General features: G+C 65.9%; 9 protein-coding genes, 1 tRNA gene and 1 other RNA gene. 7 read left to right on the forward strand and 4 right to left on the reverse strand.

The genetic code is table 11. From position 1 onward, the window contains the following. Positions 1-19: 19 nt before the first annotated feature. Positions 20-3,505: a DNA methyltransferase gene (locus tag D103_RS0100580; protein WP_018875418.1), complete on the reverse strand. Its 3,486-nt coding sequence runs from the start codon at positions 3,503-3,505 to the stop codon at positions 20-22. Between the two features lie 330 nt (positions 3,506-3,835). Further along, positions 3,836-4,738: a complex I NDUFA9 subunit family protein gene (locus D103_RS0100585; RefSeq protein WP_018875419.1), complete on the reverse strand. Its 903-nt coding sequence runs from the start codon at positions 4,736-4,738 to the stop codon at positions 3,836-3,838. Between the two features lie 172 nt (positions 4,739-4,910). Here D103_RS0100585 and D103_RS0100590 point away from each other — a divergent pair. From D103_RS0100590 to rlmM, 7 genes are all read left to right on the forward strand, one after another. Beyond that, positions 4,911-4,987, forward strand: a tRNA-Val gene (locus tag D103_RS0100590). Between the two features lie 153 nt (positions 4,988-5,140). After that, complete coding sequence (locus tag D103_RS0100595) at positions 5,141-6,703, forward strand: phospholipase D family protein (protein WP_018875420.1); 1,563 nt, start codon at positions 5,141-5,143, stop codon at positions 6,701-6,703. A 47-nt stretch (positions 6,704-6,750) separates the two neighbouring features. Continuing rightward, positions 6,751-7,299, forward strand: coding sequence for an RDD family protein (locus D103_RS0100600; RefSeq protein ID WP_018875421.1), 549 nt, complete (start codon positions 6,751-6,753; stop codon positions 7,297-7,299). Between the two features lie 73 nt (positions 7,300-7,372). Continuing rightward, positions 7,373-8,545 (forward strand): NAD(P)/FAD-dependent oxidoreductase, encoded by a 1,173-nt coding sequence (locus tag D103_RS0100605; protein WP_018875422.1) that lies wholly within the window; start codon positions 7,373-7,375, stop codon positions 8,543-8,545. Between the two features lie 151 nt (positions 8,546-8,696). Continuing rightward, positions 8,697-9,701, forward strand: a complete 1,005-nt coding sequence (locus tag D103_RS0100610) for a class I fructose-bisphosphate aldolase (RefSeq protein ID WP_018866236.1) — start codon at positions 8,697-8,699, stop codon at positions 9,699-9,701. 474 nt (positions 9,702-10,175) lie between these two features. Next, positions 10,176-11,909 carry a thiosulfohydrolase SoxB gene (soxB, locus tag D103_RS0100620; RefSeq protein WP_018866238.1) on the forward strand — a complete coding sequence of 578 codons (1,734 nt, stop codon included), beginning with the start codon at positions 10,176-10,178 and terminating at the stop codon, positions 11,907-11,909. 97 nt (positions 11,910-12,006) lie between these two features. Further along, positions 12,007-13,083: a 23S rRNA (cytidine(2498)-2'-O)-methyltransferase RlmM gene (gene rlmM, locus D103_RS0100625; RefSeq protein ID WP_018875424.1), complete on the forward strand. Its 1,077-nt coding sequence runs from the start codon at positions 12,007-12,009 to the stop codon at positions 13,081-13,083. 8 nt (positions 13,084-13,091) lie between these two features. On the opposite strand, the gene D103_RS0100630 is transcribed toward rlmM, so the two are convergent. Both D103_RS0100630 and ssrA read right to left on the reverse strand, forming a co-directional pair. After that, positions 13,092-13,511 carry a secondary thiamine-phosphate synthase enzyme YjbQ gene (locus tag D103_RS0100630; RefSeq protein WP_018866240.1) on the reverse strand — a complete coding sequence of 140 codons (420 nt, stop codon included), beginning with the start codon at positions 13,509-13,511 and terminating at the stop codon, positions 13,092-13,094. A 60-nt stretch (positions 13,512-13,571) separates the two neighbouring features. Continuing rightward, positions 13,572-13,932, reverse strand: a transfer-messenger RNA (tmRNA) gene (gene ssrA / locus D103_RS13590). Positions 13,933-14,020 lie beyond the last annotated feature (88 nt).

The following is a 14,020-nucleotide window of genomic DNA, read 5'->3' on the forward strand; positions in this document are numbered from 1 at the left end:
GTTTTCAGCCCTAGCCGGCTCAAACTAGTCGCCACACCTCTCCCGCCTGTTGTGCCTGGCCGAGGATTTGGAGGGCGGCCAACACTTGGGTGATCGACCTCGTTGGTTTGCGCTTGAAGTGGCTGGCCAGGGCTTCGGGGGTCTGGGGGCCGATGGCGAGGAGGCGGCGGACGGCTTCGACCTGGTCGGGCATGGATTTGGGCCAGGTGGGCTTTTTGGTCGGTTCGGTCGGGGTGTCGGCTGCGGCCTCGGGTTTGGCTTCCAGGGTGGCGGTGGTCTGGGTGGCTTCGGGGGCCTGGTAGTCGGGGCGGAGCCAGCGGATGTGGCCCTGGGCTTCTTCGGCGGCGCGTTCGGCGTTGAGCGCGACGAGGCGGCTGAGGAGTTCTTCTTCGGCTTCGGCCTGGTCGGCGGGTTTGTCCGGCAGCGGGGTGGTGGCGCCGGGGCGGCCGACGAGGCGGTCGGCGAGGTCGTTCCAGGCGTAGGCGTCGAAGACGGCGCGGTCGAGGGCGTCGTGCAGTTCGCGCAGCAGGGAGACGAGGCCCTGTTCGTGGACGGCGCGTTCCTTTTCGGTCAGCGGTTCTTCGGCGCGCAGTTTTTCCAGCACGTTGTACATGCCGGTGAGGGTGAGGTCCGGGTGCTCGGCCTGGCGGGCCTTGCGGTGGGCGTCGATGCGTTCGCCGAGGTCGCCGATGGTGGCGGCTTGCTGGTCGTCGAGTTCCGGGAAGGGAAAAGTGTCAAAGCAGCGAATCTTATTGTAGATCGGATCATTGCCAACGCCCAATCGGCTGCCTGTCGCGAGGCTCCAAATAATGTGGAGCCGCGATTGGAGAACCCCAAGGTGAAACCCGCTCTCCAACGCGATCGTGAACACCTTATGGTCGGTTACGTAAGTGCGGTCGATAAACACGAAGACGCGGTGTTTCGACGTTTCTGTGGTCCCGACGAACCGTGGCAGACCCGCCAAGGCAGCTCTTATCTTGGGTCGCTCCCATCCAAATCGCCACCATAGTTCTCGGATGGATTTTCGCCTGTTCTGGTCTCGCTCTGGTTTTACGTGGTTGAGCACATGCTGGAATGCGGCTGGATTGGCCTTTCGGGATTCTTCTTCCGACATTCCGGAGAAGTCGATGACATAGCGCTCGCGAGGCTTCTGAAGAATGTCGCGCCCACCGAGGTAGGGGCGAATACATGATGCGTTTGACTGCATCATCTCCGTAGCTGAACCTGAGTCTAGGATAAACCCCGGTCCATGCAGTGCCGACCCCATTCCGCTAAGCCCAAGAGGAGCTTTCAGCGGGATCGCTGAGCTTACATTGGCACCAATACTGAGATCTGAAAAAATTGTCCCCGTTCGAGAAGTAAGGGACACATTGCGATAGTCGTCGTTTCCCGAGCGCTCAGAAACGACCGAAGATAAAATTCCCTGCTGCGCTCCACTGTCTGTGACCGTCATGCTGATACGGACGGCAGCGCCATTGGCGGTGTCCACCCAGGGATGGTCAGGAACTGCAAAGGCGATTGATACCGGGTTCTTGCCGGAGAGCGCCGATTCGACCACCTTTCGGTTAAATGATTGCCCGATACTGTTGGTAGTGATGAAGCCGAAGCGCCGCGCTGCGCCCTTGCTGACTTTCTGTGCAGCGATGCACCACCAATACATCACGAAGTCCGCGGAGTCCGGGACGATGCTCCTGAAAACCTCGCGCATGGCGTCCACATAGCCATCGCCTAGTGCTGCGCGCATTCGTTTTGTTCCGATAAACGGCGGGTTGCCAACGATGAAGTCGGCTTCGGGCCATTCGGAGCGGCGGGGGTTGCTGTAGTGGTAGACGGGGGTGCGGCCGGTTTCGTCGGGGATGAGTTCGCCGGTGACGGGGCTTTTCTTGTAGCTGATGCCGTCCCAGATGGTGACGGGTTCGCCGTGCTCGTCGGTCATGGGTTCGCGGGCATCAAAGTCGATCAGCGCGTCGCGGCATTCGATGTTGTGGAAGTCGCGGAGGATGGGTTCGGGCAGGCTGAGGCGGCCGTGCAGGCGGTAGTGCCATTGCAGGTAGCCGATCCACAGCACGATCTCGGCGATGGCGGCGGCGCGCGGGTTGATCTCCAGCCCGAGAAACTGGTGCGGGTCGACGGTGAGGCCTTCGGTGTCGAAGGTGGCCTGGCCGGCGCTCAGGTCGCGGATGAGGTTGAGCACTTCGCCTTCGAGGCGCTTGAGGTGTTCCAGCGCGACGTAGAGGAAGTTGCCGGAGCCGCAGGCGGGGTCGAGCACGCGGACTTCGCGCAGGCGCTGGTGGAAGCGGTGCAGCTCGTCCAGGGCCTTGTCGGGTTTGTTCTGCTGCAGCCAGGCCTCGGCGGCGACCTGCACGGTGTTCCATTCGGCGCGCAGGGGCTCGATGAGCGTGGGCATGACCAGGCGTTCCACGTAGGCGCGCGGGGTGTAGTGGGCGCCGAGCTTGTGGCGTTCGCGCGGGTCCAGCGCGCGTTCCAGCAGGGTGCCGAAGATGGCGGGTTCGACGAAGCGCCAGTCGGCCTTGCCGGCCTGGATGAGCAGGCCGATCTGGTCGGCGTTGAGCGGGATGGGGTCGATGTTCTGGAACAGGCCGCCGTTGAAGCGCTGCAGCTTGTGCATCAGCTGGCCTTCATAGCCGCCGGTGTTCATCGTCTCCCACAGCGAGCGCATGGCGTCGGGGAAGTGTTCGGGGTTCTGCTGCAGGCGTTCCAGCAGGGCGGTGAAGCTGCCCTTGGGCAGGAGTTCGACGTCCTCGCTGAACATGGTGAACAGGCAGCGCTTGAGGAAGTGGGCGACGCGTTCGACATCAAAGCCGTGCTGTTCCAGGGACTTGGCCAGTTCGGCCAGGCGTGCGCTGACCTCGCGGGTGACGCGGGCGGCGTGTTTGCTGGCGTCGAGCTGGTCGGGCGCCAGCCACAGGTGGCGCAGGCGCTGCTGGATCTCGGGGTCGCGCAGTTCTTCCAGGCGGATGCGGTGGCGGCTCGGGTCCGGGTAGGGGACGTAGGTGCCGCCGGAGCGGGAGAACTCGGCGTAGAGCTCCAGGCTGCGGCCGACATCGGTGACGACGATGAACGGCGGGCGGCCTTCGTCTTCCGGCAGGGCGCGCACGTACTGGTCGGCCTGGTTCTGCGCGGCGAGCATGGCCTTGTCCCACCCCTGGGTGTGCAGGCCCTTGCCGGTCTGCTTGGCCTCCAGCACGAAGCAGCCGCGGCGGTAGAGGTCGATGTAGCCGCGGTTTTCGGTGCCGTCCGGGTTGCGGATGGTGACGCGGCGTTCGAACACGTAGGCGTTGTCGCGGGTGTCGTCGCTGGCCGGGTCGGGCTGCGGCAGATCCAGCAGCGCGCACAGCTCGGTGAGGAAGAGCTGGTAGTTGGCGCGCTCGCTGCCGCCCGTGTCGCGCCAGCGGTCGAGGAAGGCCTCGACCTGGTCCGGCGGGGCAATGGGGGCGGGGCCGGATTCTTCGGCGTGGGCCGGGCGGGCCGCGAGTCCATCCATGTGACGCATGTCCGTTTACGTGTTGGGCCTGACCTTACCGATTCTGTTGGCGGTTGTCCTGTGGGGTGCGGCTCTTGGGGTGAGGTGTGTAGTGCCGTGGTGGGTTCGTGCGTGGGAGATCCCGGCTCTTCGCTTCGCTGCGGGCGGGATGACGAGCGGGTGCTGCGGGCGGGATGACGGTGTGTGGTGGGGCACAAATTGTGGGAGTGTGCTGTGGGAGCGTGCTTGCACGCGAAGCCTTTGACTGTGTCTGGCTTTGGCAGGGGCTTCGCCTGCAAGCAGGCTCCCACAAGGGGAGGCGGGCTGGTCGGGTAATTTCTTCGGGTGGGGTTAATGGGTTGGGAGGCAGTCGGGTAGGGATTGTTCGAGCGAGTGGGGGGTGATGCCGAGGTCGGCGAAGGTGCCGAGGGTGGGGTTGGCGATGTTGTCCTGTTGCATCAGGTAGAGCTGGTCGCGGGTCAGGGGCGGGTTGGGGAGCAGTGAGCCGAGGGCGGCCAGGACGTGCCAGACGGTAAATGGCATGGGCAGCATGGGGCGTTTGCGGCCCAGGTGCGTGAGGACCAAGGCCACGATCTGGCGGTAGGTGAGGATGTCCGGGCCGCCGAGTTCGTAGATGGGGTGTGTGGGCGGCTCGTCTGCGCACAGGCTCGTGAGGGCGCGGGCGATGTCGCTGACGTGTACCGGTTGCAGGCGGGTGGTGCCGCGGCCGAACAGGGGAATCACCGGCAGGGGCGCGAGGCCGGCCAGGTTGCGCAGGAAGGCGTCGCCCGGGCCGAAGAGGACGCTGGGGCGCACGATGATGGCGTTGGGGAATTCGTGCAGGACGGCGGCTTCGCCTTGCGCTCGGGCACGGATGTACGACGATGGCGAGCGGCTGTCGGCGCCGATGCCCGAGATCTGCACGACGCGCTCCAGGCCCGCGTTCTGGGCGGCGCGGGCGAGGCGCGCGGCGCCTTCGACGTGGATGGTGGTGAAGCGCAGGTTGCGTTGCTCCACGTACAGGCTGACGGCGTTGATAACGCCCCTGGCATCTTCCACGGCGCGGGCGACATCGGCATCGTCCCGGATGTCGGCGCGGCAGTGCTCCACTCGGGGGTGATTTTGCAGAGAATCCGGCAGTACCGGGCGGCGCGAGGCGATGCGCACGGTGTGCCCGGCGTCGAGCAGTTCGTGCACCGTGGCGCGGCCGAGAAAGCCGGTGCCGCCGAATACCGTGATGCGCTTCGGGTGCATGGTGAGCCCCTTGGTTCAAGTTCGCCGGGCGGTATGACTGAGCGACGGCTTGTCGCGCAGACCGGCCGGGTCAGCGGCGCCGTGTTGCCCCTGGGAAAGCCGGAAGGCGATGCGTTGCGATGGGCTTTGACAGGGGGCGGGGAGTCGGTACAATACGCGGCTCGAAGACGACAGGCGCGTAGCTCAGCTGGTTAGAGCACTACCTTGACATGGTAGGGGTCGTTGGTTCGAGTCCAATCGCGCCTACCAGTTTGTAGAAAAAAGCGAGTCAGGGTCCGCCCGGCTCGCTTTTTTTGTGTCCGGGGTTCGGGCGGGCGCGTCGACAGGGCCGAGTAGAGGCGGCAGGCTGAGCGCTCGCGTGGGGTTTGAAAGGGGGGCTTCGCGTCCGGCGATGGCTTGGTGATGCGTTATCCGGTTTGGTTTTCCTGGCTTGTGGCGGTGCTGTTGCTGGCGCTGGTGGCCGGCTGTGCCCCGCTGCAGCCGGCGCCGGAGCGTGCCTGGCAGGGGCTGGAGCCGCCGTCGAGCGAGGGGCCGCTGGCGACGTGGCTGCAGGGGCATCCGCCGGCCCGGGACGAGGGCAAGACGGGCTTCCGGTTGCTGGACGAGGGGGCGGAAGCGTTTCGCTGGCGCGTGATGAGCGTGCGCATGGCACGCGAGCGCATTCAGGTTCAGTCTTACATCTGGCGCGACGATGCGGCGGGCCGGGTGCTGATGGGCGAGCTGCTGGGGGCGGCGGATCGCGGGGTGCGGGTGTCGCTGCTGCTGGATGACATCGATGCGCGCGGGCGTGACGCCACCCTGGCCGCGATCGATCAGCACCCGAATATCGAGGTGCGGGTCTTCAACCCGTTTCGCAGCCGCGAGGGCTTGTTGCGCGCGAGTGCGGAGTTCTTCTTCCGCGGCAGCGACCTGAACCACCGGATGCACAACAAGGCCTGGATCGTGGATGGGCATTTGGCGATCACGGGCGGGCGCAATGTGGGGGACGAGTATTTCGAGGCCAGCCCGGACTACAACTTTGCGGACCTGGACCTGGTGGTGGTGGGGCCGCTGGTCCGGGAGATCGATCTTTCGTTTGTGGAGTTCTGGAACAGTCCGGGGGCGATCGGGGTCGAGCGTCTGGCGCGGGAGAACGCCTCACCGGAGCGGCTGGCGATGCAGCAGGGGGCCTTGCGCGCCTGGCTGGCACAGAACCACACCCACCCCCTGATGCAGATGGAGCCCCTGAACGGATTGCCCGTGCCGCAGCCGGTGGCGGATGCGGCGGCCTATGTGTGGACTACGCAGGCCGAGTTCGTGGTGGATGACGAGGCCAAGGCGCGCGGGCGCGGCGAGGGTTCGCGGGTTGCGGATGCGCTGGGCGAGCGGCTGCTGGGCGTGGAAGAGGAACTGCTGATCGTGTCGCCGTATTTTGTGCCGGGGCGCGACGGGGCGGCCCAGTTGGCGCGCATGAGCGAGGCGGGGGTCCGGATTCAGGTGCTGACGAATTCGCTGGCCGCCAATGATGTGGCCTTTACCCATGCGGGCTATGCGAGCCGGCGCCACGCCTTGCTGGATGCCGGCGTGGAGCTGTTCGAGCTGCGCCCCACCGGGCCGCCGCGCTGGGCGCGCCTGGAGCGCGACCGCGGGATCGATGCCTCGCAGGCCAGCCTGCACACCAAGCTGCTGGTGTTCGACGGCCGCGAGGCCTTTGTGGGCTCGTTCAATCTGGATCCGCGCTCGGCGCATACCAACAGCGAGTCGGGCGTGTTCCTGCGCGAGCCGGTTCTGGTGGAGCGGCTCGCGGCGCTGCATCAACAAGGGATTCGGCCGCAGGTGGCCTACCGGGTGGGGCGGGATGCGACCGGCGGCCTGGTGTGGCGGGACGGCTCCGGCAATGCCCACCGTTACGAGCCCAAGGCGGGGCTGTGGCGGCGGTTCGTCTCCGGCGTGACCCGGATTCTTCCGGTCGAGCCGTTATTGTAGGGGCCGGACACTAACCCAGACACTCAAGGAAAGGAGAGCGAGCGATCATGGAATGTGGACAGTGTGGCAAGCAGAACCCGCCGGACGCGCGGTTCTGCATCCAGTGCGGGGCAGCGATGGCGGCCGGAGCCGGTGGGCACGACGGCCCGCCCGAGGACCGCGCGGCCTATGGCGGGTTCTGGGTCCGCGTCGGGGCCTATCTGGTGGATGGCGTGATCATCGGGGTGCCGCAGATCGTGGCGCAGGCCGTGATCAGCCCGGAGACGATGGCGGTGCGCGGGCCGGATGAGCCGGTGCCGCCGGCGGAGGTGGCCTGGTTTCTGGTGAATATGCTGGTGGCCTGGCTGTACTGGGCGGGCATGCACAGCTCCCGGTATCAGGCCACGCTGGGCAAGATGGTGTTCGGGCTGCGGGTGGTGGATTTCAACGGCGAGCGGATCTCGTTCCTGCGCGCGACCGGGCGGCACTTCGCGACCATTCTGTCCGGGATGATCCTGATGATCGGCTACATCATGGTGGCCTTCACCCGGCGCCGGCAGGCGCTGCACGACTTGATTGCGCAGACCCTGGTGGTGCGCAAGGAGTGGGTGCGCTGAGCGTGGGCGGGCGGCTGCGTCACATCCCGCTGGCCTCGGGGAACGTTTGGTGACGGAACCGGGGCCGGCAACAGTGGACTTCGACGTGGTCGTAATCGGCGGCGGCGCGGCCGGGCTGATGTGTGCGCTGACGGCAGGCGGGCGCGGGCGGCGGGTGCTGGTGCTGGACCACGCCAACCGGGTGGGCAAGAAGATCCTGATGTCCGGTGGCGGGCGCTGCAACTTCACCAACATGTACTGCGAGCCGGAGAATTTCATCTCCGCGAATCCGCATTTCGTGAAGTCCGCGCTTAGCCGCTACACCCAGTGGGACTTTATCGCCCTGGTGGAGAAGCACGGCATCCCGTACCACGAGAAGAAGCTGGGGCAGCTGTTCTGTGACCGGTCGTCGAAGGACATCGTGCGGATGCTGCTGGACGAGTGCGCGGCGGCCGGCGTGACCGTGCGCACGGATACACCGGTGACGGATGTGGCCACGGGGGCGCCGCATCGGCTGCAGGCCGGCGGGGATGCCATTGCCTGCGAGTCGCTGGTGATCGCCACGGGCGGCTATTCGATCCCGCGCATGGGGGCGACCGGCTTCGGGCTGGACCTGGCGCGTTCGCTGGGCCTGGCGGTCCAGCCCACCCGGCCGGCCCTGGTCCCGTTCACCCTGAGCGGGCGGCCCCTGGAGGACCTGGAGGGGCTGTCGGGTGTGTCGCTGGACACGGTGACGACCGCCGGGGGCATGGGGTTTCGGGAAAACCTGCTGTTCACGCATCGCGGGCTCAGCGGGCCGGCGGTGCTCCAGGCCTCGACGTACTGGGAGGAGGGCGAGCCGGTGGCGATCGATCTGTTCCCGGGCATGGATCTGGCCGCTCATCTGCGCGAGCTGCGGGAGCAGCGCCCGAAGCTGGAGCTGAAGAGCGTGCTGGGCGAGCAGTTGACGCGGCGGGTGGCCCAGCGCTGGTGCGAGCTGTGGGTGGAGAACCGGCCGCTGGAGCGCCTGAGCAATGCCGATATCGAGCAGGTGACGGGGGTTTGTCAGCCCTGGACGGTCTGGCCGTCGGGGACCGAGGGCTACCGCACCGCGGAGGTGACGCTGGGCGGGGTGGATACCGCCGCCCTGTCCTCGAAGACGATGGAGTGCCGCTCGATCCCGGGGCTCTATTTTATTGGCGAGGTCGTGGATGTGACCGGGCATCTGGGCGGGCACAACTTCCAGTGGGCCTGGGCCTCCGGGTACGCGGCGGGCATGTACGTCTGAGCGGGTTTTTGTGCGCCGCGAACACGGCCTTTCGTGCTGTTCGGGAAACTGTGCTGGGGTTTCGCCTGTCGGGTTGGAAGGACCCGTGTTGGAAGAACCCGGGGTGGGTGACTACTCTTCAAATTCCCAAGCAGCAACGCAAGGAGCTGGCATGAAGATCGATCAGTTGGTAGAGACGGCCGAAGCGATGGTGGCCCCTGGAAAGGGCATCATCGCCATCGATGAATCCACCGGGACGATCGGCAAGCGCCTGGGCGCGGTCGGTGTCGAGAACACCGAGGAGAACCGGCGGACCTATCGCGAACTGCTGCTGACCACGCCGCAGCTCAACGAGTACATCTCGGGCGCGATCCTGTATGACGAGACCATCCGCCAGTCGACCCGCGACGGCAAGCCGTTCGTCGACGTAATGAACGAGTCCGGCATCCTGCCGGGCATCAAGGTGGATACCGGCGCGAAGGACCTGGCCGGGTTCCCCGGCGAGAAGGTGACCGAGGGCCTGGATGGCCTGCGCGAACGCCTGGAGGAATACGCCAAAATGGGCGCGCGGTTCGCCAAGTGGCGCGCGGTGATCACGATTGGCGACACCATGCCCACCGACACCTGCATCGAGTCGAATGCGCACGCGCTGGCGCGGTATGCCGCGCTGTGCCAGGAGCAGGGCATCGTCCCGATCGTGGAGCCGGAGGTCCTGATGGACGGCAGTCACGACATCGAGACCTGCTACGGCGTGACCGAGGCGACCCAGCGCGCGGTGTTCAAGGCGCTCTACGAGCATCATGTCCTGCTGGAGGGCACCATCCTGAAGGCCAGCATGGTGCTGCCGGGCAAGGACTGCCCCGAGCAGGCCAGCGTGGAGGATGTCGCGCATGCGACGCTGCGTTGCCTGGAGTCCGCGGTGCCGGCGATCCTGCCCGGGATCGTGTTCCTCTCCGGTGGGCAGAGCGATGCCGACGCCACCAATCACCTGGATGCGATGAACCGCATCGGCGGGGCCCCGTGGCCGCTGTCCTTCTCCTATGGTCGCGGCATGCAGCAGGCGGCGATGGAGCTGTGGGGCAAGGACATGGGCGCCAATTTCGAGAAGGCCCAGCAGACGGTGTACGAGCGCGCCCGCGACAACGGGCTGGCGGCCCAGGGCAAGTACGCGGCCTGAAGCTAATGCCGCATGGCCTGGATCCAGGGCCGGATCCACGGCCGGGTCCACGGATTGGGGGATCTATTGATCTGGATCAAGAAAGACCGGCGGATGGCTGACTAGCCTGAAACCGTCGGATCCGAACAACGGCCGCCAAGGAGCGCACGATCCCCCAGCGTGCAGGCGGCCGGATGCTTCCGACGGTGTATGTCGCGTCTTGGCCTGCTATCTCCGGATAGCAGGCTTTTTTGTGTCGATTGCCTGCCGAACTGTGACGCATTCCTCAGGAATTCAAAGTTTCGCGATCTCGCGGGAAGGGGTGGCGAAGGTGGGCGCTTCTCCTGCCCATGTCCGGGAAAATGTGGTTATCGCAGGCTCGCTTGGCCGGCTCTGGCGGAACATTAATGGGTTTTGCGCGTCGGGAACTGCGTGGGGCCGCGGTAATGCCCCGTCGTTTGACGAGAAATCCAGAAGATCACCAAGGAGAGCGACATGAGTCTGACACGCCGAGAGTTCCTGGAGGCCATGGTGGCCGCAAGCGCCGCCGGCTTCTCGATGAATGCCTGGGCTGGCGAGAAGGGATCCTGGCGACCGGCCGATGCGGATATGTATGACCTGCCGAAGTTCGGCAATGTCTCGCTGCTGCACTACACGGACTGCCACGCGCAGCTGAAGCCGGTGTACTTCCGCGAGCCGGACGTGAACATCGGGGTTGGCGACATGCAGGGCAAGCCGCCGGTGATGGCAGGGAAGGAACTGCTGGAATACTTCGACATCAAGCCCGGTACGCCACTTGCGCATGCCGTGACGCACATGGATTTCAAATATGCGGCCGAGAAGTACGGACGCCTGGGCGGGTTCTCCCACCTGTCCACGCTGATCCAGAAGCTCCGGGCGGAACGCCCGAACTCCCTGTTGCTGGACGGCGGCGACACCTGGCAGGGCTCGGCCACGTCGCTGTGGACCAACGGCCAGGACATGGTGGATGCGCAGAAGCTGCTGGGCGTGGACATCATGGTCGGCCACTGGGAGTTCACCTTTGGCGACGAACGGGTGATGGAGGTCATCGAGAACGACTTCAAGCCCAACAACATCGAGTTCCTGGCGCAGAACATCGAGGATCGCGACTGGGGCGACCCGGTCTTCGAGCCCTACACCATCCGCGAGATGAACGGGGTCCCGGTGGCGGTGATCGGCCAGGCCTTTCCGTATACCTCGGTGGCCAACCCCGACTACATGTTCCCGGACTGGAGCTTCGGCATCCGCGACGACAACATGCAGCGCATGATCGACGAGTGCCGCGAGAAGGGCGCCAAGGTGGTCGCGATCCTGTCGCACAACGGCATGGTCACGGACATGGAGATGGCCCGCCGCCTGCGCGACGTGGACGTGATCCTGGGTGGCCACACCCACGATGCCGTGCCCGGGGCGATGGAGATCGAGAATGCCGGCGGCGAGCGGACCCTGGTGACCAACGCCGGTTCCAACGGCAAGTTCGTGGGCGTGATGGACCTGGATGTGACCGACAGCGGCATCCGCGACTACAAGTTCACGCTGCTGCCGGTGTTCTCCAACCTGATCGAGGCGGACGCGGAGATGGAAGAGCATATCCGCAAGGTTCGCGAGCCCTACGAGGACAAGCTGAGCGAAGAGTTGGCGGTTACCGACGGCGTGCTGTATCGCCGCGGCAACTTCAACGGCACCTTCGACGAAGTGATCATGGACGCGATGATCAAGGAGATGGATGCCGAGGTGGCCCTCTCGCCGGGCTTCCGCTGGGGCGTGAGTGTGCTGCCGGGCTCGCCCATCACCTTCGAGGAGCTGATGACGCAGACCGCGACCACCTACTCGGAGACCCAGCGCAACGAGATGACCGGCGAGCAGTTGAAGAACGCGCTGGAGGACGTGGCCAACTCGATCTTCAACTCCAACCCCTATCACCACCGGGGGGGCGACATGGTCCGGACCTCGGGGATCGAGTACACCATCGATCCGCATGAATCCATGGGCAGCCGCATCAGTGATATGCACATCAACGGCGAGCCGCTGGATCCGGACAGGAAGTACGTGGTCGCCGGCTGGGCGAATGTCCACGAGCCGCTGGATACGGACCCGGTCTGGGACGTAGTCGCCAACTACCTGCGCGAGCACGACACCATCAGCCCCGGCAAGCCCTACCTGCCGCGACTGAAGAACGTCGAGGGCGATCCCGGTCTGGATCGCTGATCGACCCCTCTGGCTTGGCCCGCGCGAGCGGGCCGGTTAGTCTCGCAGCCGCCGTGCACTGCCTGCACGGCGGCTTTTTTGTGGGAGCGATCCGGAGATGGAGACAAACGGACCGGGCTTCTCGGGCCTGTTGCTGTACTGCCGGCCAGGGTTCGAGGCGGATCTGACGGCGGAGCTGACCGACCGCGCGGCGCGGGCGGGATTGGGTGGCTTCGCGCGCGTGCGCGCCGGCAGCGGCTCGGTTCACTTCGAGCCGGCAGATGGCTCCGTCGAGGCGCTCGCGGGGGCGCTTCCGTTCTCCGCGCTGATCTTCGCGCGGCAGGTGTTCCCGGCGTTTCCGGTCCTCGAGGGGCTGGATCGCGCGGACCGGCTGACGCCGATCATCGAGCAGGCGGAGGCCTCCGGTCTGGCAGTGGATTCCGTCTGGCACGAGATGCCGGATACCAACGAAGGGAAAGGGCTGCGCCGCCTGGTCAAGGCCGTCGAGCGGCCGCTGGCCGCAGTACTGCGCAAGCGCGGGGTGCTGCGGGCACAGGCGGACGGGCAGCGGTTGCATGTCTTCTGGCATGCGGGCGATTGCGTGCAGCTCGGTGTGAGCCGGCCGGGGGAGCGCAGCGAGTGGCCGGGCGGCATCCTGCACCTGCGCTCGCCGCGCGAGGCCCCCAGCCGCTCGACCCTGAAGCTGGAAGAGGGGTGGCATACCTTCATCCCCCGGGAGGACTGGGACACGCGCCTGGCGCAAGGCATGCAGGCCGTGGATCTCGGGGCGGCGCCCGGTGGCTGGACCTGGCAACTGGTACGCCGCGGGATGTACGTGCACGCGGTGGACAACGGGCCGATGGATGACCGCTTGATGGCGACCACCCAGGTGGAGCATCACCGCGAGGATGCGTTTTCGTGGGAACCCCCGAATCCGGTGACCTGGCTGGTCTGCGACATCGTCGACAAGCCGGGGCGCGTGGCGGCGCGCATGGCGGACTGGCTGGAGGCGGGCTGGTGTCGCGAGGCGATCTTCAACCTGAAGCTGCCGATGAAACGGCGCTGGCAGACGGTGGACCAGTGCCTGGACCATATCGAGGAGCGCCTGCTGGACGCCCGGATCGCCCACCGGATGCAGGCGCGACAGCTTTACCACGACCGCGAGGAGATCACGGTCCACGTGCAGCGCGACTGAGTCGGGCGTTATTCGCCCTGCACGGTAATGGTCAGCCGGCGCGTGTGGGCGGCATAGCGGTGTTCCCACAGGAAGACGCCCTGCCAGGTGCCGAGGATCAGCCGCCCCTGGCCGACCGGGAGCGTCAGGTCGTTGTGTGTGAGCATGGCCCGGGCGTGGGCCGCCATGTCGTCGTCGCCTTCCATGTCGTGGCGGTAGGCGGGGTCGCCGTCCGGGGCCATGCGGGCGATCAGGGTTTCCAGGTCGTGGCGGACGTCGGGATCGGCGTTCTCCGTGACCAGCAGCGAGGCGCTGGTGTGGTGCTGGAAGACGTGGCAGGTGCCGGTGGTGATGCCGGAGGCGCGGACGATGTGCTCCACGGCCTGGGTGATGTTCAGCGTGCCGCGGCCGCGGGTCTGCTGGGTCAGGGTGTCCTGGTACACGGCCATGCATCTACCTCGAATGCAAACAAAAAAGCGCCCGCAGGCGCTTGATTGGTCGGTCTAATTTGGTGGAGGCGGCGGGAATCGAACCCGCGTCCGCAGGACCTCCGCCTTCGGCTCTACATGCTTATTCTGTCTTTGAGTTTAACCAGCTACTACCCGACAGGCAGGGAATGCAGCTGGCGATCCCGGTTGAGTTTTAATGGATCCACGCCGGGCGCGCTTCACCACGAGCTTATGAGAGTCGACGCCCGATACTGGACGCATAAGCACGGCTCCAGTCGGACGGCATCTACCGGTTTTTAAGCGGCGAGTGCGTAGTTGTCGTCGTTGGCAACTATTTTTTTGCAGCGGTTTTTACGAGGTCCACTACAGCCTCGGCATGCACCTCAGGTTTCGCGACCCGCGTCGAAGCCAAGTCGCCCCCAAGTACTGTCATGGACATGGTAGCGCATCCGAAGTTCCCCGGCCATGTGATTCATCGGTGGGTAGAAGGTCAAGGGCGGGTTCACCAC

The organism is Thioalkalivibrio sp. ALE31 (genome assembly GCF_000377405.1).
In the GTDB taxonomy this organism is placed as follows: Bacteria; Pseudomonadota; Gammaproteobacteria; order Ectothiorhodospirales; family Ectothiorhodospiraceae; genus Thioalkalivibrio.